General features: G+C 59.8%; 18 protein-coding genes. 3 read left to right on the plus strand and 15 right to left on the minus strand.

Annotation, left to right across the window (positions count from 1 at the left end):
• Nucleotides 1-8 precede the first annotated feature (8 nt).
• Both B2W96_RS05090 and lysS read left to right on the plus strand, forming a co-directional pair.
• The gene (locus B2W96_RS05090; RefSeq protein ID WP_293009234.1) at nucleotides 9-92 is read left to right on the plus strand and encodes a GreA/GreB family elongation factor; all 84 of its coding nucleotides are present in this window, start codon (nucleotides 9-11) and stop codon (nucleotides 90-92) included.
• Nucleotides 93-102: 10 nt separating this feature from the next.
• Nucleotides 103-1,602: a lysine--tRNA ligase gene (lysS, locus tag B2W96_RS05095; RefSeq protein WP_293009184.1), complete on the plus strand. Its 1,500-nt coding sequence runs from the start codon at nucleotides 103-105 to the stop codon at nucleotides 1,600-1,602.
• A gap of 246 nt (nucleotides 1,603-1,848) precedes the next feature.
• Here lysS and B2W96_RS05100 read toward each other — a convergent pair whose 3' ends face one another.
• Nucleotides 1,849-2,433 (minus strand): uridine kinase family protein, encoded by a 585-nt coding sequence (locus B2W96_RS05100; protein ID WP_293009186.1) that lies wholly within the window; start codon nucleotides 2,431-2,433, stop codon nucleotides 1,849-1,851.
• 88 nt (nucleotides 2,434-2,521) lie between these two features.
• Complete coding sequence (locus B2W96_RS05105; protein WP_293009188.1) at nucleotides 2,522-3,220, minus strand: hypothetical protein; 699 nt, start codon at nucleotides 3,218-3,220, stop codon at nucleotides 2,522-2,524.
• Between the two features lie 267 nt (nucleotides 3,221-3,487).
• Between B2W96_RS05105 and rsmH the strand changes: the two genes are divergently transcribed.
• Nucleotides 3,488-4,525, plus strand: coding sequence for a 16S rRNA (cytosine(1402)-N(4))-methyltransferase RsmH (rsmH, locus tag B2W96_RS05110; protein ID WP_293009190.1), 1,038 nt, complete (start codon nucleotides 3,488-3,490; stop codon nucleotides 4,523-4,525).
• A gap of 123 nt (nucleotides 4,526-4,648) precedes the next feature.
• Here the strand turns inward: rsmH and B2W96_RS05115 are convergent, their stop codons facing one another.
• From B2W96_RS05115 to B2W96_RS05175, 13 genes are all read right to left on the minus strand, one after another.
• Entirely contained in the window at nucleotides 4,649-6,088 is a 1,440-nt protein-coding gene (locus B2W96_RS05115; RefSeq protein WP_293009192.1) for an aminoacyl-histidine dipeptidase, read from the minus strand.
• Between the two features lie 300 nt (nucleotides 6,089-6,388).
• Entirely contained in the window at nucleotides 6,389-7,579 is a 1,191-nt protein-coding gene (locus B2W96_RS05120) for a pyridoxal phosphate-dependent aminotransferase (protein ID WP_293009194.1), read from the minus strand.
• A 233-nt stretch (nucleotides 7,580-7,812) separates the two neighbouring features.
• Nucleotides 7,813-10,389, minus strand: a complete 2,577-nt coding sequence (locus B2W96_RS05125) for an FtsK/SpoIIIE family DNA translocase (protein WP_293009196.1) — start codon at nucleotides 10,387-10,389, stop codon at nucleotides 7,813-7,815.
• A 43-nt stretch (nucleotides 10,390-10,432) separates the two neighbouring features.
• Nucleotides 10,433-11,278, minus strand: coding sequence for an undecaprenyl-diphosphate phosphatase (locus tag B2W96_RS05130; RefSeq protein ID WP_293009198.1), 846 nt, complete (start codon nucleotides 11,276-11,278; stop codon nucleotides 10,433-10,435).
• 339 nt (nucleotides 11,279-11,617) lie between these two features.
• Entirely contained in the window at nucleotides 11,618-12,292 is a 675-nt protein-coding gene (rnc, locus tag B2W96_RS05135) for a ribonuclease III (protein WP_293009200.1), read from the minus strand.
• A gap of 57 nt (nucleotides 12,293-12,349) precedes the next feature.
• Nucleotides 12,350-12,598 carry an acyl carrier protein gene (acpP, locus tag B2W96_RS05140; RefSeq protein WP_293009202.1) on the minus strand — a complete coding sequence of 83 codons (249 nt, stop codon included), beginning with the start codon at nucleotides 12,596-12,598 and terminating at the stop codon, nucleotides 12,350-12,352.
• Between the two features lie 70 nt (nucleotides 12,599-12,668).
• The gene (gene plsX, locus B2W96_RS05145) at nucleotides 12,669-13,700 is read right to left on the minus strand and encodes a phosphate acyltransferase PlsX (RefSeq protein ID WP_293009204.1); all 1,032 of its coding nucleotides are present in this window, start codon (nucleotides 13,698-13,700) and stop codon (nucleotides 12,669-12,671) included.
• A gap of 41 nt (nucleotides 13,701-13,741) precedes the next feature.
• Entirely contained in the window at nucleotides 13,742-15,049 is a 1,308-nt protein-coding gene (trmFO, locus tag B2W96_RS05150) for a methylenetetrahydrofolate--tRNA-(uracil(54)-C(5))-methyltransferase (FADH(2)-oxidizing) TrmFO (RefSeq protein WP_293009235.1), read from the minus strand.
• 66 nt (nucleotides 15,050-15,115) lie between these two features.
• Nucleotides 15,116-17,620, minus strand: a complete 2,505-nt coding sequence (gene topA, locus B2W96_RS05155; RefSeq protein ID WP_293009206.1) for a type I DNA topoisomerase — start codon at nucleotides 17,618-17,620, stop codon at nucleotides 15,116-15,118.
• Nucleotides 17,621-17,664: 44 nt separating this feature from the next.
• Nucleotides 17,665-18,843 (minus strand): DNA-processing protein DprA, encoded by a 1,179-nt coding sequence (gene dprA / locus B2W96_RS05160; RefSeq protein WP_293009208.1) that lies wholly within the window; start codon nucleotides 18,841-18,843, stop codon nucleotides 17,665-17,667.
• A gap of 13 nt (nucleotides 18,844-18,856) precedes the next feature.
• A complete protein-coding gene (locus B2W96_RS05165) occupies nucleotides 18,857-19,624 on the minus strand; it encodes a TrmH family RNA methyltransferase (protein WP_293009210.1) in 768 nt (255 codons plus the stop codon).
• A gap of 245 nt (nucleotides 19,625-19,869) precedes the next feature.
• The gene (locus B2W96_RS05170; RefSeq protein ID WP_293009212.1) at nucleotides 19,870-20,592 is read right to left on the minus strand and encodes a hypothetical protein; all 723 of its coding nucleotides are present in this window, start codon (nucleotides 20,590-20,592) and stop codon (nucleotides 19,870-19,872) included.
• Nucleotides 20,593-20,720: 128 nt separating this feature from the next.
• A partial coding sequence (locus B2W96_RS05175) for a M23 family metallopeptidase (protein ID WP_293009214.1) occupies nucleotides 20,721-20,903 on the minus strand: 183 nt, incomplete at its 5' end.

Raw genomic sequence — 20,903 nt, forward strand, 5'->3', positions numbered from 1 at the left:
AGGCCCTCATGGGCACAAAGGAGGGGCAGACCGTCACCGTGGACGCGCCCAGCGGGAGCATTTCTTACACGGTGAAGAAAATCGAGCGGTAAGGAGATAACTATGGCTGAACAGAAGACAACCCCCCAGCCCGAGCAGGATCTGGGCGAACAGACCAGAATCCGCCGGGAGAAGCTGGCAGCCCTTCAGGCTGCGGGCGAAGACCCCTTCCGGCAGACCCGGTTCGACTGGGACGCAACCAGCGAGCAGATTAAAGCCAATTTCGACGCCATGGAGGGCCAATCCGTGAAGGTGGCGGGCCGTCTCATGAGCAAACGGGGCATGGGCAAGGTCAGCTTCTGCGATTTGCAGGACCGGGACGGCCGCATCCAGCTCTACGCCCGGCAGGACGAGATGGATGAGGAAGTTTACCGGACATTTAAAAAGTACGACATCGGCGACATCGTGGGCGTGGACGGCGAGGTGTTCCGCACCCAGCGGGGCGAGATGAGCGTGCGGGTGAAGGATATCGTGCTTCTTAGTAAGGCACTGCTGCCATTGCCGGAGAAGTTCCACGGGCTGACGGATAAGGAGCTGCGCTATCGTCAGCGATATGTGGACCTGATCGTCAATCCCGAGGTGAAGCGCGCGTTCCTCCTGCGCTCCAAATTCATTCAGCACCTGCGCAGGTATCTGGATGATCTGGGCTATATCGAGGTGGAAACGCCCGTTTTGAACACGATTTCCGGCGGCGCGTCCGCCCGCCCCTTCATCACGCACCACAACACGCTGGATTTGGACATGTACATGCGCATCGCAACGGAGCTGCCCTTAAAGCGGCTGATTGTGGGAGGAATGGACCGGGTGTACGAAATCGGCCGCATCTTCCGCAACGAGGGCATGGACCCCAAGCACAATCCGGAGTTTACCACCGTGGAGCTGTATCAGGCGTTCACGGATTTCCACGGGATGATGGACGTGGCCGAGGGACTGGTCTCCTCCGCCGCCAAGGAGCTTTTGGGTACCTATGAAACAGAGTGGATGGGCGAGAAAGTGGACCTGACCCCCGGCTGGCCCCGCCTGACTATGGTAGATGCCGTGAAGCAGTATGCCGGTGTGGACTTTGGTGCCATCACCGACGACGTGGAGGCCGTGGCCGCCGCAAAATCCATCGGCGTGGAGCTGGCGGAGAGCGCGGAAAAGACATGGGGAAACGCATTGTATCAGTGCTTTGACCAGAGGGTGGAGGAGCATCTCATCCAGCCCACCTTCATCACCATGTACCCGGTGGAGGTTTCTCCCCTCACCAAGCGCAGCCCGCAGGACCCCCGGCTCACCGAGCGGTTTGAGTTTTTCATCTGCCGCAGCGAAATGGGCAACGCCTATTCCGAGCTGAACGACCCCATTGACCAGCGCACGCGCTTTGAAAAGCAGGCGGAGCTGCGGGAGCGGGGCGACGACGAGGCGGAGATGCTGGACGAGGATTTCCTCACCGCCATGGAATATGGCATGCCCCCCACTGGTGGTATGGGCATCGGTATCGACCGGGTGACCATGCTCCTGACCGGGTCTGACACCATCCGGGATGTGATTCTCTTCCCGACGATGAAGCCCATCGACTGACCCAGTCATTGGGGTATCTGCCCGGATTGAATCCTCCTTCCGCAGATTTAAAAGCGCTTCCCTTCACAAGCCAAAAAGCTGGCCGCCGGGGTTCCGGCGGTCAGCTTTCTCTGTTTTCTCCTTTGCCCACGCTGTACGCGGGCAACCGCGCGTAAGCGGCTTTACTCTCCCCTGGCGCTCCGTCAGGTGCGGAGGCGATGCCACGCCTGATGGACGGATAGCTTAAACTCCACCGCGTCGGCCCGCTTATTTTTCGTCGTGGGCTTCAAATCGCAGATCGCAGCAGTCCTCAACTCCGCAGGCCGCAAAGTACCGCTCCTCCAGAGGAATCCACCGCTCTTGAAACTGAACGGCCGCCTCGGGGCCGTTGCGCCGCCGGATGCGGCGAAGCTGTTCTTCCCTCTCCACCGTCAGAAACACCTTCAGGTCGTAGTATCCCCGCAGAGACGGGTGGCAGGCATAGGCTCCCTCGACCACCGTGATCGGCCCGGGAGCCACCTGAACGGCCTCCTTAAGCGCTTGCAGCCTGCAATCATAAGGACGGTAGGAAATCGCCTCCCCCCGACTGAGGGGCAGCAAAACCTCCTGTAAAAACCGTTCCCGATCCACGTTGCCGCCCGGCGTGTTCAGCCGCTCCTCCGTGCGCTGCTCCGGACGGAGGAAAAAGTGGTCCATGTGAACCACGCCGCAGCCACACAGCTCCCGCAGCTTCTCTGCCAGCGTGGTCTTCCCTGCCGCGCATCGACCGTCAATCGCCACCAAAATGGGGCGCTTTGCTTGAAGAAGCCGCCGAATTTCCGATTCTATCTTTTCTGCCGTGGTAAGGTCCATTTCAGCCTCCTATTGTGTGGTTGCGTTGGTCTCCCGCGCCGGCTCGGCGCGGTGCAACGCATCCGGCTTTCTTTCACGCCATTTGCGCTCACTCACATGGTGCTTTCGCATCTTTCGCATTCCCCGTATTCAACTGCGGAGCGGTAGCCGAGGTTTCCGTAAAATACGCCAGAGCGCCGCGCATGGGGGTGGTATGATACCACAGCCGAAGGTCCAGTTCAATCCGCCGCCCTTCATCGGAGACGGTGACCATCAGCTTATCTTCCCCAAGCTCCGCCCCTACAATCGTGACCCAGTGCCAGCTTTGAAGGTTTTTCTCCCTGCCACGGTGCAGGTTCAAAAACCCCACCGGGCAGTCGGACGTCAGTCCGGCTTTTATAAACTCCGCCAGCAGGGAAACGGCGGGACGTCCCCACGTCATGCGTCCGGGAAGCGCAAGGACATGGGGTTCCAGCAAAATTCCCCGCTCACCGGCATATGCGACAACGCCGTCCGAAAACAGCTCCACCCGGTTCAGTCCCGCGCTTCCGGGGGTAAGATGGGGGTATACATCCTCCATATGCCGGGCAAAATCGGCGCGGCCCATGCCTTCATAGCCGTACAGCGGTAACAGCGCCGGACGGGTCAAAGCCAGATATGCCAGAATATTGGACGCGCAGGTAGGTCCGCAACCCGCCCTGCGGCTCCATTCGGTGGAATACCACTCCTGTGCGCCGCCAAAAAACGAACATCCCGGGTCTTCGTCCGAAATAGCCAGCAGCGCAGGGTGAGAAATAGACAGTTCCATGGTTAAGCCTCTCATACTGATTGAATGATAGGGACAGTATAGCTTATTTTTGCGGAAGAAACAAGTGCGCACCGTGCCAAACCCCCGCCGATTCGACATCCGCTGTTTGTGTGAAAATTCTCCGGCAAATCGGTTGTCTCTTCTTTTTTTGCCGGTTTTGTGCTATGATAGCCTCGACACAGCCGTTCCGAAATGATTTTGTTCGGAATCGGCGCAGGCTGGCAGGCTGAGAACCGCCAGCTCAAAAGACAGACAAGGAGCCGCGCCATGGAACAGGAACACAAGCGCCGCCCGCGCTATCAGGGCACCCATCCCCGGAGCTTCCGGGAAAAATACAAGGAACTGAACCCGGAAAAATACGGCGGCGACGTGGAAAAGGTGCTTCAAAGCGGGAAAACTCCTGCCGGGATGCACATTCCCATCATGGTGGAGGAAATTCTTAATTTTCTGAACGTTCAGCCCGGACAGATCGGACTGGACGCAACGCTGGGCTACGGCGGTCACTCCCGAAAAATTTTGGAGCGGCTTCAAGGACAAGGGCATCTGTACGCCACCGACGTGGACCCCATCGAATCCGAAAAAACTCGCCTGCGGCTGGAAGCGGCGGGCTTTGGCCCGGAGCTTTTTACCCTTCGGCGGATGAATTTTTCCCAGTTGGACAGGGTTGCGCCCGGCGTTCTCTTCGACTTTCTTCTGGCAGACTTAGGCGTTTCCTCCATGCAGATCGACGACCCTGCCCGTGGCTTCACCTTTAAATACGACGGTCCTCTGGATCTCCGGCTGGACCCCACCTCGGGCATTTCCGCCGCCCAGCGCCTGCGGGAGCTGGACGAGGATGAGCTGACCGCCCTTCTGGAGGAAAACGCCGACGAGCCTTATGCCGCCCGCATTGCGCGGACCGTGTTGAGTGAGCAGCGCCGGGGCGGGGCGGTGGACACCACAAAGCGCCTTGCGGAGCTGGTGGGTCAGGCTCTTTCCTTCCTCCCCGTCGGGGAGCGGGAGGAGGAGGTCAAAAAATCCTGCCAGCGGACCTTTCAGGCCCTCCGCATCGACGTGAACGGCGAATTTGAGGCGCTGTACGACCTTCTTGAGAAGCTTCCCTGCGTTTTAAAGCCCGGCGGGCGGGTGGCTATTCTGACCTTTCATTCCGGCGAGGACCGGATGGTGAAAAAGGCGTTTCGCCAGCACCTGCGGGAGGGCGCTTACAGCGCCGTGGCAGAGGAGGTACTCCGCCCTTCTGCACAGGAGTGCTTTCAAAATCCACGGGCCCGGTCGGCTAAGCTGCGCTGGGCCGTGCGGGCCTAGAGGCCGTATGGCGGCGATGTTCGGCATATGAAATCAATCAAGGGAGAGACCCGATTTTAGACCGGTTCTCTCCCCTCTTTGATTTTTCGGTCCTTCCGTAAAAGGAGCTGTGGACAAAAACCTTTATTTGGCTCGCCGCAGCACCTCGACCACAAATCCCCACAGACGCTGTGTGGAAGAGATGCTCAGCCTCTCTCTGGGGGTGTGGATGTCTTTCAGGTCGGGGCCAATGGAGACGCAGTCCAGCCCCGGCAGCTTGCCGCAGAACAGGCCGCACTCCACACCCGCGTGGATGGCTTCGATTTTCGGTTCCTTGCCGTACTGATCCTTGAAAACCTCCACCATCAAATCCCGCAGCGGAGACTCGGCGCGATACTCCCACGCGTCGTATTCCCCGAAGACTTCCGTCTTTCCGCCCAGCATTGCCGTGAGGCAGTTAAGACGGGCCTTCAGCATCGCCTTCTGGCTGCCAACGCTGCTGCGCACGCAGAAAGAAGCGGTCATGGCGCCTTCCTGTGTGGTGAGAACGCCCAGATTCAAAGAGGTCTGCACCAGCCCGGGAATATCGGCGCTCATGGCCTGAATCCCGTTGGGCGCGCAGCCAAGGAAGCACACGCAGCGCCGGGTGGAGTCCGCATCCATGGGGACCTGATCCGCCTTGGCGGAGGTCACTGTCAGCGTCAAATCCTTATCCGTGACGTGATATTCATTTTTCAGCGCTTCACCCAGCAGCGCCGCGGCGGCGCTGGCCTTCTCCTCATCGGTAGCCAGCACCGTGGCCGTCGTCTCCCGGGGGATGGCGTTGTCCTTCAAGCCACCGTCCACCGCCACCAAACGCAGCTCGGTTGCCTGACTCATGGCAAGCAGCACACGGCCCATCAGCAGGCTGGAATTGCCCCTACCCTTGTTGATTTCCTGTCCTGAATGGCCGCCGATCAGTCCGTTCACCGTAACGGTGAGCGCCGAACCGGCAAAGGCGCTTCTTTGAACGGGGATTGTGCATTTGGTCATGTTGCCCCCCGCGCAGCTTACGGTGAAGATACCCTCGGCCTCGGAGTCCAAGTTCAGGAACCTTCGTCCCTTCAGCGGCGACACGTCCAGCACGTCTGCGCCCAGCATCCCGATCTCCTCGTCCACGGTAAACACCGCCTCGACCCGGGGATGGGCCAGATCATCCGCGTCCAGAATGGCCATGGCCAATGCCACGGCGATGCCGTCGTCACCGCCCAAAGTAGTCCCTCTGGCCAAAATCAGATCACCGTCCACGGCCAGATCCAGCCCCTCTTTCACCATGTCCTTTGCGCACTCGGGAGCCTTCTCGCAGACCATGTCCAAATGGCCCTGAAGAATCACCGGCTCCGCATTTTCATACCCATAGGTAGCCTCTTTGATGATAATGATATTGTTCGCCGCGTCCTGACGGTATTCAAGGCCCCGCTTTTTCGCAAAGTCCGCGCACCAATCGCTGACCGCTTTTGTATTGCCGGAGCCATGAGGAATTGCACACATTTCTTCAAAGAATTGAAAAACCTTCTTCGGCTCCAGTTGATCTAAAACCGCCATAATACAATCATTCCTTTCATATTTCTCAAGACGCAAAACGGCCATGACCCGAATGGGTCATTATACGTGAGGCTTTCCTCTGACGCAGAGGTGGGCCCAGAATTCACCGGCCTGCGCGCCCCCGTCAATGGCCCGATCTCTTTTCCATAGATAGGCCATTTATTCAAATATTTGAGTTTTTGTGGCCGCATCTGCTTACATATACATAAACCCGGGAGCGGCAGACGCCGCTCCCGGGTTTTTATTTGGGCTTTGTCATACGGAATGGTCGGCGCAAAAACGGCGCCTTTTGGATTTCTATTACCGGGCGTTGTATGCCTGAATGCCCAGTGCCAACAGCTCCATGGCCCGCTCCAGATCAGCTTGCTTCAGGACATAGGCAAGCCGCACTTCGTCCTTGCCTTTGCCGGGGGTGGCATAGAACCCTTCGCCGGGGGCAAACATCACGGTGTCGCCCTTGTCCTCAAATTCCTCCAGCAGCCACTGCTGGAAGGTATCGGTGTTATCTACGGGGAGTTTTGCCATGATGTAAAACGCGCCCTTGGGACACTCGCACACCACGCCGGGGATTTTGGCAAGCCCCGCCATGCAAGTGTCGCGGCGCTTTTTATACTCGTCCCGCACGGAAGCAAAGTAATCCGGTCCAACGGTGTACAGCGATGCTGCGCCCACCTGATCCAACGTGGCGGAGCACAGGCGGCCCTGACAGTACTTCATCGCGTGGGACATCAGATCCTTATTGCGGGAAATAAGCACGCCCACACGGGCGCCGCATGCAGAAAATCGCTTGGATACGGAGTCGATGACGATGACGTTCTCCGCCGCGTCCTCAAACTCCAGCATGGTGGCAAGGCCCTCGCCGCCGTAAACAAACTCGCGGTACACCTCGTCGCCGATCACAAACAGATTGTGCTCCTTGGCAATATCCACAATCAGCCGCATCTCGTCGTGGCTCAGCACCACGCCGGTGGGGTTTCCGGGGTTGGTCACCATAATGGCACGGGTATGCTCGTTGATCTCCGCCTCGATTCTGCTTCGATCGGCATAGCGGTAGCCCTCCTCCGGAGTGGTGGGGATGGGATGAATCAACCCGCCGGTAACACGGGTAAAGGTGTTGTAGTTAGGATAGAAGGGCTCCGGAATCAGGATTTCGTCTCCGTCGTCCAGAATGCACTCCAAAACCATCTCCAGTGCCTCGCTGCCGCCGGTAGCGGCCAAAAGGTCGCCGGGGGCCAGCTTGATACCGAGCTTTGCATAATATCCACGGACAGCCTCCAAAAACGAGGGAATGCCGGGAGAGGGGGCATACTCCAGAACAGGCTGAGTAAAGCCCTTTACCGCGTCAAAAAAAGCGGCGGGGGTTTCAATGTCCGGCTGGCCGATATTCAGGTGGTAGATTTTGCGTCCTTTGGCTTCCGCCGCCACCGCAAATGGGTGGAACTTCCGCATGGGGGACAAACCGCACTTTTCGATCTTGCTCGAAAACTTCATGACGGGATACCTCCTTTTCATTTTCCAATTACCGCTTCAGTTTTCCTGATTCATTCATTCTATGCGCCTTTGCCCGGGATGTCAACAGCTACCTGTCCTTTCCCGCCCTCCGGATCATAGAACATTTTGCACAGTTCACCGCTGTGGTTTTGTATTTTAATTGTACAATTTTTAACAATTTGTCAGCTTGCCTTGAAGCAAAAGCGTTTCCCGTCCGCCGGGCTTTTATGCCGTCAGTCCGCTCCTTCAGGCCCGTCGTCAAAGGGAGGCTCGTCGGAAGGCGGCAAGGCTGCGCCACCCATTTGCTGCTCCTGCCATGTTTGCCTGCTGATTAGAAGCTGCCGGGGCTTGGACCCCTCGAAGGGACCCACGATTCCCCGCTGCTCCATCTGGTCCACCAGCCGGGCCGCCCGGGAATAGCCCAGCTTCAGCCTCCGCTGGAGCATGGAAACGGAAGCCTGTCCCGTCTCCAGCACCACGTCCACGGCGGCAGGCAGCAGCTCGTCTCCCTCGTCTTCGGCATCCGCCGCTGCGGACGCACCCTTGCTGCCCGTGGTTTTCTCCTTCTCCTGCACGTTTTCTTCGATTTTCCGCATAACCTCGTCAGAGTAATGGGCTTCACCGCTCTCCTTGGCAAATTCCACCACTCGCTCAATTTCCTCCGGGCTGATGAAGCAGCCCTGTACCCGGGTGGGTTTGCCGGAGCCAAGGGGCGCATACAGCATGTCGCCCCGGCCCACCAGCTTCTCCGCACCTTGGGTGTCCAGAATGATGCGGGATTCCAGCGCCGACGCCACCGCAAAGGCAATGCGGCTGGGAATATTGGCCTTCATGATACCGGTGATCACGTCAGCGGAGGGGCGCTGGGTGGCGATGACCAGATGCATCCCGGCGGCGCGGCCCATCTGGGCCACGCGGCAGATGGATTCCTCCACCTCCTTGGCGGCCACCAGCATCAAATCCGCCAGCTCATCGATGACCACCACCACGGAGGGCAGAGCCGTCAGTTCCTCGCTGGTACGAGCCAGCGTGTTATAGCCCTTCAAATCCTTTACGTTGTTCTCAGAGAAAAGCTTATACCGCTTCATCATCTCATATACCGCCCACTGGAGCGCGCCCGCGGCCTTTTTCGGGTCCGTCACCACGGGAATCAGCAGGTGCGGAATGCCGTTGTAGGGGGCAAGCTCCACCATTTTGGGGTCCACCATAATAAAGCGCACCTCGTCAGGGCTGGACTTGTACATCAGGCTGACGATGAGCGAGTTGGTACAGACGGATTTGCCGGAACCGGTGGTGCCGGCGATGAGCACATGGGGCAGCCTTGCGATATCTCCCACGATGCAGTGTCCCCCGATGTCCTTGCCTACAGAGAAGGCCACGGCGGATTTGTGATTCACAAAGGTGCCTGACTCTACTACGTCCCGGATCAGAACGGAAGAGACGTGGCGGTTTGGCACCTCAATGCCAACCACGGAAATTTTATCGGGAATGGGCGCGATCCGCACGCCTGAGGCTCCCAGAGCCAGGGCGATGTCATCCGCCAGATTGGTGATTTTGGAAAGCTTAACCCCCTGATCCAGCACAAATTCGTACCGGGTGACGGTAGGCCCGTGGACCACCTCGCCCGGCGTGGCCTCCACGCCGAAGCTTTTCAGCGTCTCGCCAAGACGGCGGGCGTTGTTTCGCAGCTCGGCTCCTGCCTCCGTAAAGTCGCCGCCCCGGTTCTCATCCAGCAGAGTGATGGGCGGGAACTGATAGGCTCCCTCACCGGAAGACAGAGCGTCTTCAATCTGGGCCGTGACCTCGGCGGTGGCTGCGGCTACCTCCTTGGCAGCGGAGCCGGGTTTTTCAGCCGCGGGAGCAGGCGTGGGGGGCGCAATCGGCGCGGGTGCAGGTGAAAAGACCGCCGCCACAGCAGCCGGTTCCGGCACGGCAATCGGCTCCGGTGTCACCGCAGGAAGCGGGGCCGGGATCTGTACCGGCTGGACATGCAGCTTTGCGGCCTTTGCCGCTTCGTCCGTCAAAAGCTGGTCGGGGGTTAGCTGCTGATCGGATTTCTGGCGGAAAAAGCCGTGGATCAGGCCGGGTTTTTTCTCCGGCGCGGGCCGCTGCTCGCCGTCCAGCGGAATGTCAATGGAGCGGCGCGCGCCGCTTCTCTCTCCCGGCCCTTCGGAGGGAATGGCCGGGATGGCGGGGGCAGGCCGGGGGGCAGGCTCCGGTTCCGGCTCGTACCGGGGGCGGCTGCGGCGCTTTTCCATCAGACTCTTGGGTGTGATGCGCAGGGCAGTCATCAGCACCAAAAGGAAGCACACCGCAAAAATCATAATAGAAGCGACTTTTGAAAAGGCCGACACCGCTCCCACGGCAAGAAGGCCCGAAACTGCCCCGCCGGATTTAAGCGCCCCGCCGGAGCTCCAAAGCAGCTTCAAAATGCCCTTCACAAGCTCGTAGCCGTCCCGCAGCAGGATCATGTGGGCCAGAGAGCCGAACAGGAGCGGCAGCAGCAGGGCACAGATGGTTCGCAGAGTCACGGGCCGCCCGTGGTGAATCAGCAGGATGAGACCCGCCAGCACCAGCGCTGGGGCGCAGAGCCAATAGCCATAGCCAAACAGGCCCTTCAGCAGCAAGGCAAACCAGTCGATAAAAATGGCGTCGGCGCCGAAATAGCTCACCGCCGCGCACAGTGCCAGCAGGAGGCAGACTGTGCCACCCACCTCCCGGCGGATAGGCCGATTGTCCGTCTGGGCCGGTTTTTTCCGGCCTCCCGAGGATTTTTTCGCCCCGCTTTTTTTCGTCGTGGTACTGGCCACACTGGTACCTCCCTTTGCTCAGTCTTTTGTAAACGTCTTGAAATTAGGCAGTGGCGTTTTTGACAAAGATAAAAATCAAAGTCAGAAGACCCGCCGCCCAGCAATAATATGCGAACCAGCCGAATTTGCCCTTATCGGCAATCATTTTCAGCAGACGGATGCAGGCGTATCCCACCAGAGCCGCCACCAGAACACCCGCCAGATACACCGGCACCTCAGCCCAGACAACGCCGGTCTTCACCGCGTCCCGCAATGTCAGGATGTTGGCCCCCAGCACGGCAGGAATGGACATCAGAAAAGAATACCGAACGGCAAACTTCCGCTCGAAGCCAAGGCAGCATCCGGCGGAAATGGTGGTTCCGGAGCGGGAAAGTCCCGGGCAGGTGGCCACGGCCTGCGCAACGCCCACCAGCAGCACATCCAGCACGGTGGCGCTGCGTTCGGCCTTGCGCCCCCGGCGCACCCGGTCGCTGGCGAACAGCAGGCAGCCGGTAACGAGCAAGGCGCCCGCTACAACGTAAATATTGCCCGACAATCCTTCAATCCAATCCTTTATGGGAAGCACCGCGAACAGCGGAAGGGTTCCCACGATAATCAGAAAAATCATCCGCCGGGCCGGAGGCAATGGTGTGGGCGTGGTGCGGTGGACCAAATCCCCCACTCCGAGGAACAGTTCCCGTACCATGGCCTTGATATCATCCCAATACGCCGCAAACACGGCGGCCAGCGTGCCCATATGTAGCAGCACGTCAAAAAAGTCCGGCGGGGTTCCGATGCCCGCCTCTCCCAGCAAATATTCCGCGATGGCCAGATGGCCGGAGCTGGATATGGGCAGAAATTCCGACACGCCCTGAATCAGCCCCAGGACGACAGATGTCAGCAGTGACAAAAGCTCACTCTCCTTCTATGTGTGGGAACGTTTCTTTCTAATTCCCGCGCTGCCCGCGGGAGGGCGACTCTCCGGAGCGCCGTTTTTATGCGCCGCCTGAAAGCCCATTTTGAATTATAAGTATACCACGCCGGTCCGAAAAATTCCAGTCATATTTACACCTTGTCTTGGCAGTCGCATCCAGAGAATTCACGGAGAACCTCTTGAGCGCTTTTTTGTCACTCCTCCAAATCCTCATCTGAACGCTTCGGAAATTTTTTCAGAGGCATTGGGCAAGCCGGGGCGGCGGGTTGCCCCGCCGCCCCGTATGTTCTTTTCACGGTTTTCAAAAACCGGTTTTTATAGCTTCTCTAAAGCGGCCCGGGCGGCGGACTGCTCCGCCTCCTTCTTGCTGTGGCCACCGCCCTCGCCCGCCACCGCGCCGTTGAGCAGCACCTCAGCCACAAAGGTCTTGTCGTGGTCGGGTCCGCGCTCGGCCACCATGCGGTAGACAAGGGTCTGATCCGGCTTGCGCTGAATCAGTTCCTGAAGTTCCGTCTTAAAGTCCCGCCGCCGTTCCTCCACGGCTTCCTCACACTCTGCGTCCAGAAGGCACCTGTGAATCAGCGCGGAGGCCGCCTGAATCCCGCCGTCCAGATATACGGCGGCAAACACCGCCTCGGTAGCGTCCGCCAAAATGGAGGTCCGCTCCCGGCCCCCACCAGCTTCCTCGCCCTTTCCCAGCCGCAGATAACGGCCCAGCTCCAGCTTCCGCGCCACCTCGTACAAGCTCTGCTCGCACACCAAAGCCGCCCGAATACGGGTCAAGTCCCCCTCCGGCAGGTCAGGATGCTGCAAAAATAAAAACTCAGCCGTCACAAAGCCCAGCACCGAGTCGCCCAGAAACTCCAACCGCTCGTTGCTGTTCATCTTCCGGCCCCGATGCTCGTTGGCGTAGGAGCTGTGGGTCAGCGCCTCCTCCAGCAGCGGCAAAGTTTGGAAGGCATAATTCAGTTTTTTCTCCAGTTCCTTCATAAAAGCGCACCCACTCTCTCCCAAAAGGAAACCCCGCTCGGAGCGGGGTTTCCTCTCTTATCTGTTCAGTTTTGCGGCGATATAGCGGACAGCATCCCCCACGGTTTTCAGCTCGCTCAGATCGTCCTCTTGAATTTCGCCCACGTCAAACGCCTCTTCCATGGCCATCACCAGCTCCACCAGGTCCACGGAATCCGCGCCCAGATCCTCCTCAAAGGAAGTCTCCATGCTTACTTCGTCGGCCTCTTTGGCAAATTGCTCGGCCACCAGATCACGCATTGTCTGAAATACCTCTTCATTCGACATACCAGTCACTCCTCAGGTCACAATTGTTGGAGTAATCATACGGCAGCGCCGCATATCTGTCAATAGGGTATCAGATTTTTTCCGCCAGATCCATCTGCATCTGCGCAACATTTGCTTCCACATCGGCAATAAACCCGCTTGCGGCAAATTCCGCCGCGCGGCGCACCGCGTTCTGGATCGCCCGGGCGTCGGACCCGCCGTGGGCCTTGATCACCGGCTTGGTAATGCCAAGAAACGGCGTTCCACCCACCTCTCCGGGGTCCATCATCCGCTTGAATTCCGCCATCTTATCCTTCATCAAAAGCGCGGCCAGCTTTGTCTTGGTCCCCGACAGAAACAGCCCTTTCAGCTCCTTGGACATGAGCTTCGCCGTCCCCTCCAGAGATTTAAGCATCACATTTCCGGTGAAGCCGTCCGCCACAATCACGTCCGCCCCGCCAAGCATCGCGTCGGACGCCTCAATATTCCCGATGAAGTGCAAACGGCCCGCGCGGGCCGTCTCCTCCAGCACGGCATAAGTTTCATGGCGCAGGGCGTCGCCCTTTTCGCTCTCCGCGCCAATGTTCAAAAGACCCACACGAGGACGCTCCACGCCCATGACCTTCTGGGCGTACAAACTGCCAAGGAACGCAAATTGCAGCAGATACTCCGCCGTGCACTCCGCGTTGGCCCCCGCGTCGCACAGCACGGCCTTCCCCCCCAGCACTGGAATCTGCGGACACAGCGCCGCCCGGCGCACGCCCCGAATACGTTTTACCACAAGCGTCGCTCCGGCCAGAAGCGCCCCTGTCGATCCGGCGGAGACAAATCCGTCTCCCAGGCCTTCCTTCAGCATGTTCAGCCCCACGGTGAGGGACGAGTCCTTTTTCTTTTTAAACGCTGTTGCGGGGTCGTCGGCAATTTCCACCACCTCCGACGCGTCTTTAATCTGCACCCCGGCAGGCAGGGTCTTTTCACCACAGCCCTCCACGGCTCCCAGCACCTGCGCCGCCCGGCCCACCAGCACGATTTCCGTACCGTAGGCTCTGTGGGCCGCCAGAGCGCCCTTCACAATTTCAACCGGGGCGTTATCCCCGCCCATTGCATCGACGATGATTTTCATGCAGCCATCCCTTTCGCCGCGCCCGCGGGCGCAAAATCTCTCTAACGGAGCGCGTCTTCCCGCAGGCCATCTATGATATTCAGCGACCGGAGGGAAATCTCCGTATTTTTATCCCGCTTCCCCTTGACCCGATGGTCCAAAGGCGGCATGATGCCAAAGTTGACGTTCATGGGCTGGAACCGGACCACCGACTGATCGCAGACATACAGCCCCAGCGCGCCGATGGCGGTCTCCCGGGGAAAGTCCAAAGGCGGCAGCCCCCGCAGGCGGCGCGTCAGCTCCACCGCCGCCAGATACCCGCTGGCGCAGGACTCCACATAGCCCTCTACGCCGGTCATCTGCCCGGCAAATGTAACACGCGGCTCTTTTTTCAGCCGATAATACCGATCCAGCAGGCGTGGCGAGTCCAAAAATGTATTGCGGTGCATCACGCCGTAGCGCAAAAACTCCGCGCGATGCAAGGCAGGAATCATGGAGAACACCCGCTTCTGCTCCGGAAACTTCAAATGGGTCTGAAATCCAACCAGATTGTAAACGCTGCCGTCGGCATTGTCCCGGCGCAGCTGCACCACCGCATAGGGCCAGCGCCCGGTGCGAGGATCATCCAGCCCCCGGGGCTTCAGCGGCCCGTAAAGCAGCGTGTCATGCCCCCGGCGGGCCATGACCTCCACGGGCATACAACCCTCAAATACCTTCTGGTCCTCAAACCCGTGAACCGGCGCCTCCTCGGCGGCGGTAAGAGCCTGCCAGAACGCGTCGTACTCCTCTTTCGTCATGGGGCAGTTGACATAATCCGCCGAGCCCTTCCCATACCGGGACCCCAGCCACGCATGATCCATGTCCACGCTGTCCGCTGAAATCAGCGGCGCGGCGGCATCGTAAAAATGCAGAGCGGTGTCCGTGCCCAGAAGCAATTGCAGGCGCTCTGCCAGCGCGTCGGAGGTCAGGGGACCGGAGGCAACCAGTACCTCGCCCTCTGGCAGCTCCGTCACCTCACCGGGAACCACGGTGATATTGGGACATGCCTTAATCCGCTCCGTCACCAGCGCGGAAAAGCCCTGACGGTCCACCGCCAGCGCGCCGCCTGCCTCCACCCGGGTTTCGTCGGCACAGGCAATTACCAGCGACCCCAGCCGACGCAGCTCTTCCTTCAAAAGGCCCGCGGCGTTTTCCAACTGGTCGCTGCGCAGGGAATTGGAGCAGCACAGCTCCGCGAAATCGTCCGTCACATGGGCGGGATTTTTCTTTTGCGGCTTCATCTCCAGAAGCGTCACTTGGGCGCCCCGGCGGGCCAACTGCCAGGCGGCTTCGCTCCCGGCAAGGCCCGCTCCGATGACCGATACGTTCATACGTGTGTCCTTTCGCATGCCCAGCTCCCGTGTGGGGCGCTTCGCGCCGATATGGCGCGGGGCAAATCAGATTTCTTCGTCGGAGACGGGCTTTTTCCCAGTGGGGTTTTTCGCCGCCTTCGCGGCAGGCTTCTTCGTCGCCGTTTTCTTTGCGGCAGGCTTCTTCGTCGCCGCTTTTTTCATAGCCGTCTTTTTCTCCGCCGTCTCTTCCGCTTCAGCGGCCGGATCGACCGGCTTTTTCGCGGTTTTCGCCGGGGCCTTCTTTTTGGCAGCGGCAGTTCCGGCCGCCGTCTTTTTGGAAGCGGGCTTTTTGGCGGTTATTTTCTTAGCCGCCGTTTTCTTTGCCGCAGGCTTTTTGGCGGCTGCTTTTTCAGTCGGCTTCTTCGCCGTGCCCTCGCCGTCGGACTCTCCGCCCTCATCGGCGGTTTTCTTGGGATAGCCCCTCTGGTCCTCGGGCAGGAAGTTGGAGCAGGCGGGGTTGACGCAATAGGGCCGCTTATAGCCCCGCCCGGACCGTTTGAACATGGTCTGCCCGCACACGGGGCAGTCGTCCTTCACCGGCACGTCCCAGGTCATAAAGTCGCACTTGGCGGCTTCATCCTTGGCGCTGCGGTGCTCACAGCAATAGTAATTATACTGCTTGCCAGACTTCTTGCTCACGCCGCTGCGCTTCATAATCCGCCCGCCACACTTGGGGCAGCGGCCCGGCATCACCACCACCAGCGGCATGGTGAAGCTGCAATCGGGATAGCCCGGGCATGCCAAAAACCGCCCGAACCGCCCGGACTTTACCACCAGATTTCGCCCGCACTCGGGGCAGATTTCTTCACTCACTTCGTCGGGCACCTTGATACGAGTCCCTTCAAGCGCCGTCTCCGCGTCCTTCAGGCTCTGTTCAAAGTCGCCGTAAAACTCCCGCAAAACGCCCTTCCACGGGGTCATCCCCTCCTCCACAGAGTCAAGCTTCCGCTCCATGTGGGCGGTAAACTGCAAATCCGCGATGTCGGAAAAGCGCTGCTTCATCAAATCCGTCACTACCCGGCCAAGGTTGGTGATTTTGAGGTATTTGCCCTCTTTCACCACATATTCCCGGTCAAGGATCGTGGAAACGGTGGGTGCGTAGGTGGAGGGGCGGCCGATGCCCTGCTCTTCCATGGCGCGAATCAGCGTTGCGTCGGTATAGTGGGCGGGGGGCTGGGTGAAGTGCTGGTCCCTGCGGAACTCCTTCAGGCCCAATGCCTCTCCCTCCCGCAGGGCAGGCAGGGGAGATTCCTTTTCTTCCTTCTCCTCGTCCTTTCCCTCTTCGTAAACCGCCGTATAGCCCGCAAATTTCAGGCCCGAGGCGGTTGCGCGAAAAATATGCTCTCCCGCCGAGATATCCACAGACACGCTGTCGTACACGGCGTTTTCCATCTGGCTTGCCAAAAAGCGGCTCCAAATCAGCTTGTACAGCCGATACTGCTCCCCGGTGAGGTCGCCCTTTACCTGCTCCGGCGTCAGCTCCACGCTGCTGGGACGGATGGCTTCATGCGCGTCCTGTGCGTTGGCCTTGGCCTTATAGTGGCGAACCTGCGCGGGGTAGTATTCTTTTCCGTACCGGCTGAGAATGAAGGTCTTGGCGGCTGCCTGCGCTTCCTCGCTGATCCGCAGAGAATCAGTTCTCATATACGTGATGAGGCCCACTGCGCCCTCGCCCGCGATGTCCACGCCCTCGTAGAGTTGCTGGGCAATGGCCATGGTGCGCCGGGGGGTCATGCTCAGCTTTCGGGACGCGTCCTGCTGGAGGGTGGAGGTGGTAAACGGTGGAGAGGGGCTGCGCTGCTTATCCGTCCGCTTCACGGACTTGACCGCGAATGCCTGATTCTTCGTCTCCTTCACCACGGACTCCACTTCGTCCGCGGATTTCAGCTCGACTTTCTTGCCGTCTTTGCCGTGATAATGGGCGGTAAACTCCGTCTTTTTCCCATCGTCGGTACGCAAAAACGCGTCCAGCGTCCAGTATTCCTCAGGCTGAAATGCCTCGATCTCCCGCTCCCGGTCGTCCACCATCCGGGTTGCCACGGACTGGACCCGCCCGGCGGAAAGACCCCGGCGGATTTTCTTCCACAAAAGGGGGCTGAGCTGATAGCCCACGATACGGTCCAGAATACGCCGGGCCTGCTGGGCATCCACCAGATTCTGGTCGATGTCCCGGGGCCGCTGAATGGACTCCTGCACCACCTTTTTGGTAATCTCGTTAAAGGTCACCCGGCGGGTCTTTTCATCCGGCAGGTTCAAAAGCTGCTTTAAGTGCCAGGAAATCGCTTCGCCCTCCCGGTCGGGGTCGGTTGCGAGATACACGGTGTCGGCGGACTTGGCGGACTTTTTAAGGTCCCCGATGATGTCCTCCTTGCCCTTGATGGGCTGGTACACCGGGTCAAAATCCCGCTCCACGTCCACGCCCAGCGTGCTCTTGGGCAAATCCCGCAAATGGCCCATGGATGCCTTTACGCGGAAATCTTTTCCCAGATATTTTTCAATGGTCTTGGCCTTCGCGGGAGATTCCACGATGACCAGGCTCTGCTTTGCCATAGTTACCTCCAAAACTTTGCGGGAGTTGAGTTGTGATCAAAAATTTATGGGGTGAGGGTCACGGCGCGGACATACCGCTTGCCCTCCCTCTGGGTTACAAATCCGTCGATTTCCAGCATAGTCAGGGCTGAGAGCACCCGCCGCACGGGCAGTTCCGTCAGCTCCGCCAAATCGTCCACCGCCATGGGCTCCTCCGTCAGCGTCTGCAAAATCAGGATCTGATCGTCGGTCAGCCCCGCGTCTTTGACGGAAAGGGCCGGCAGGGCGGGAACCGCTGCCTCCACGGGCTGTCCCGGCTGCTTTTCAGGGCTGGGCGGCGCGGCGCGGGTCTGCCCGCGCAGTTTACCCGGAAACAGCGCCTCATACTCTCTTAGAATGTCCCACGGCTCCGCCGCCACCATAGCTCCGTCCCGAATCAGGCGGTTGCAGCCCTTGCTGTTTTCCGCGTAAATGGGACCGGGGACGGCAAACACGTCCCGCCCCTGATCCAGTGCCATTCCAGCGGTAATCAGCGCGCCGCTGCGAGTCGGGGCTTCCACCACCAGTGCGGCCACGCTCAGGCCGGAGATCATGCGGTTGCGGATGGGAAAATGACCGGGCAGCGTCTCCGCACCCGGCGGATACTCGGAAATAAGACAGCCCGCTGCGGCCACGTCTTCATACAGCCACCCGTTTTCTCTTGGGTAAATCACGTCGATTCCGCCGCCCAGCACACCGATCACCGAGCCGCCCGCCCGAAGCGCGCCCTGCGCGGCCACGGAGTCGATGCCACGGGCCAAGCCCGTGACCACCACAGCTCCTGCCTCCGCAAGGCCGAAGGACAAATCCTCCGCGCATCGAATGCCGTACGGCGAAGCCTTCCGCGTCCCCACCACGGCGACAGCGGGCAGCTCGTCCACCGCGGGAAGCCTGCCCCGGATGTACAAAAGGCAGGGCGGGTCGTAAATACTGCGCAGGCGGACGGGATAGGCCGCGTCATGGAGCGTCAGCAAATGCAGGCCCAAACGCTCACAGTCCGCCAGAATCCGGTCCGCTTCCGCCAAATCCTTCTTCCCCAAAACCTCCGCTTCACGGCGGGAGATCCCCTCCGTAAGCAACAGCTCATCCCGGTCGGCGCAGTAAATATCCTCCGGCGTGGGAAAGCGCTCCAGCAGCGAGAGCTTCGTCTGACTGCCGACGCCTTCCAGACGGGAAAGCCAGACCCAGTATTTCAGCATAGACATGTCCGTCCCTCCTCTATCCCCGGCCCCGGGCCATCTCCCACAGCAGCGCGGCGGCCGCCGCCGCCGCATTCAAGGACTCGCAGCGCTCATTCATGGGGATTTTTACCGTGGCGGTGCAAAGAGCAAGCAGTTCCTGAGAAAGTCCCCGGCCCTCGCTGCCGATGGCGGCGGCGGCACGGGTATAATCCAAATTCCGAACGTCCCGCGTGTCCGATTGCAGAGCCGCGCCGTACAGCGGAATGCCGCTTTTATTCAGCAGTGCGGCGACTTCCGCCGCACCGCAGGTCCACACCGGGCAGCGGAATGCCGCACCCATACCGGCCCGCAGGGTTTTGGGGTGGTAGAGGTCGGCGCAGCCGTTTACCAGAAACAGCCCGTCCGCCCAAAAGGCATCCGCCGTGCGGAGAATGGTGCCCACGTTACCGGGGTCCTGCACTCCGTCCAGCACCACGTAGCGACTGCCATTCAGCGTTTCGGGCAGGGTCGTCTCCCGCATCCGGCAAATGGCCAGAACGCCCTGCGGCGTTTTACTGGGGGCGACGGCTTCCATCACGTCCTCCGTCACCTCCACTGTCCGGACAGAGGGCGGCAGGCCATTCAACGCGCGCCCCGGTGTGGTCACCACGGTGTCCACCGTCTCGTCTGCCCAGCGGAGAGCCTCCTCCACAAGCTTTGGACTGTCGCAGAGGAAGAGGCCTGTCTCCCGGCGAAACGCGCCGTCTGCCGCCAGCTTTTTCAGCTTCAGGCAGAGAGGGTTTTTTCTGCTTGAAATTCGTTCCATGGCCCCGCTCCTCTCCTTCAAATTTCAAAACGGGCAGCCGATACATTAAATAGATAGGCCCCGGATTTTGATGTGAAAGTGAGTATATCATACGCCGTCAAACAATTCAAGTCAACGATTTTGCGCCTAAATGGGGTTTTTTGCCGCCCCAACGCCACTGAAAAGCCCGGAAAAATCCCGGCTGTATCAAAATACGACAGGCCTCGCCCGGTTGGCGCCGGTTCCAGCTCCAACCGGGCGGACAGTCAGCTCACCCGCGCCTCAATCTGCTCCGCGCGCAGCGCGCCGGCAGAGCATAAAGCGGCAAACAACTGGTCCCTGCGGCAGCCATGGGGCATCCGTTCCGCCTGAACAGGGACGTTTAAGGTCACATACGCTGGGATCGGCGCGCCGTCGTACAGCGGCAAGGTCACCGCGCAGTGCAGCTCCGGTCTGGGCGCGAACAGCAGCAGCGCTTCCGCCGCTTCCAACTGCGCCGGGGCGGGACGCAGCAGCAGTGAAACGCCAAATTCCCGCCGAAGCTGGCGGGCCAGCTCTTCCCCGCCATCCGGAATGTCCAGCAGCACATAGCGATAGCGCAGACTCAGTTCCGTCACCGCCCGGACCAGTTCTCCCGTAAGATAGTCGGCGCACACCGCCACTCTGGTTGCCCCTGAAATTTCCCGGCTTGCAAGTTCAGCCCGAAGCCACTCCCCGGCGATACTGCGGTATAGGCGCGTCACTTCCACGGGAAGCACACCGTATTTCGCAAAAATTGCCTCGTAGGGAAACGCCTCCGGAAATACCGCACGGGTAACGCCCACTTTTTGAAGCTTTTTCGCGGCCCCCGCCGCCCTGCGGCGCAAAACGGCAGCCGGAGTATTTTTCCGGCGAAGTAGCCGCACCTCCAGAAACCGCATTCGTAAAATCGCAGATTCACCCGCCCGGCGGGGCGCTTTTTCCTCCGTCCATGCCACAAATCCAATCATGTCAACCTCCCTGCCCTCCCGTGGGAAACTCGGAGCGCCCCTTCCGTGCCGGAGCAAATTGCTTCGGCACGCGCAAAAGCCCTCCCGTCCCATTTCTATGGGACAGGAGGGCTTCTTATGCTGAGAAATCAGCGGGAGAGAGAATAACCGGTGAGATAATTCAGTGGATTGATGCGCACGCCGTTCTCTGAAATCTCAAAGTGGAGGTGCGGCCCGGTGGAGTTGCCGGTGGACCCGGTAACCCCGATGGAATCGCCTTGATTCACATAAGACCCGGCGGTGGTTCCAAGGCTGCTCATATGGGCATACAG

The organism is Oscillibacter sp. UBA6647 (genome assembly GCA_002455655.1).
In the GTDB taxonomy this organism is placed as follows: Bacteria; Bacillota; Clostridia; order Oscillospirales; family Oscillospiraceae; genus Oscillibacter.

What these genes read in the sequence shown, in the direction of transcription:
- B2W96_RS05090 (WP_293009234.1), top strand. Translation starts at nt 9, where the DNA reads ATGGGCACAAAGGAGGGGCAGACCGTCACCGTGGACGCGCCCAGCGGG.
- B2W96_RS05120 (WP_293009194.1), bottom strand. Translation starts at nt 7,579, where the DNA reads ATGAAGTTTTCGAGCAAGATCGAAAAGTGCGGTTTGTCCCCCATGCGG.
- plsX (WP_293009204.1), bottom strand. Translation starts at nt 13,700, where the DNA reads ATGAAAATCATCGTCGATGCAATGGGCGGGGATAACGCCCCGGTTGAA.
- B2W96_RS05170 (WP_293009212.1), bottom strand. Translation starts at nt 20,592, where the DNA reads ATGATTGGATTTGTGGCATGGACGGAGGAAAAAGCGCCCCGCCGGGCG.
- B2W96_RS05105 (WP_293009188.1), bottom strand. Translation starts at nt 3,220, where the DNA reads ATGGAACTGTCTATTTCTCACCCTGCGCTGCTGGCTATTTCGGACGAA.
- trmFO (WP_293009235.1), bottom strand. Translation starts at nt 15,049, where the DNA reads ATGAACGTATCGGTCATCGGAGCGGGCCTTGCCGGGAGCGAAGCCGCC.
- B2W96_RS05115 (WP_293009192.1), bottom strand. Translation starts at nt 6,088, where the DNA reads ATGGCGGTTTTAGATCAACTGGAGCCGAAGAAGGTTTTTCAATTCTTT.
- acpP (WP_293009202.1), bottom strand. Translation starts at nt 12,598, where the DNA reads ATGTCGAATGAAGAGGTATTTCAGACAATGCGTGATCTGGTGGCCGAG.
- dprA (WP_293009208.1), bottom strand. Translation starts at nt 18,843, where the DNA reads ATGTCTATGCTGAAATACTGGGTCTGGCTTTCCCGTCTGGAAGGCGTC.
- B2W96_RS05165 (WP_293009210.1), bottom strand. Translation starts at nt 19,624, where the DNA reads ATGGAACGAATTTCAAGCAGAAAAAACCCTCTCTGCCTGAAGCTGAAA.
- B2W96_RS05100 (WP_293009186.1), bottom strand. Translation starts at nt 2,433, where the DNA reads ATGGACCTTACCACGGCAGAAAAGATAGAATCGGAAATTCGGCGGCTT.
- lysS (WP_293009184.1), top strand. Translation starts at nt 103, where the DNA reads ATGGCTGAACAGAAGACAACCCCCCAGCCCGAGCAGGATCTGGGCGAA.
- topA (WP_293009206.1), bottom strand. Translation starts at nt 17,620, where the DNA reads ATGGCAAAGCAGAGCCTGGTCATCGTGGAATCTCCCGCGAAGGCCAAG.
- rnc (WP_293009200.1), bottom strand. Translation starts at nt 12,292, where the DNA reads ATGAAGGAACTGGAGAAAAAACTGAATTATGCCTTCCAAACTTTGCCG.
- rsmH (WP_293009190.1), top strand. Translation starts at nt 3,488, where the DNA reads ATGGAACAGGAACACAAGCGCCGCCCGCGCTATCAGGGCACCCATCCC.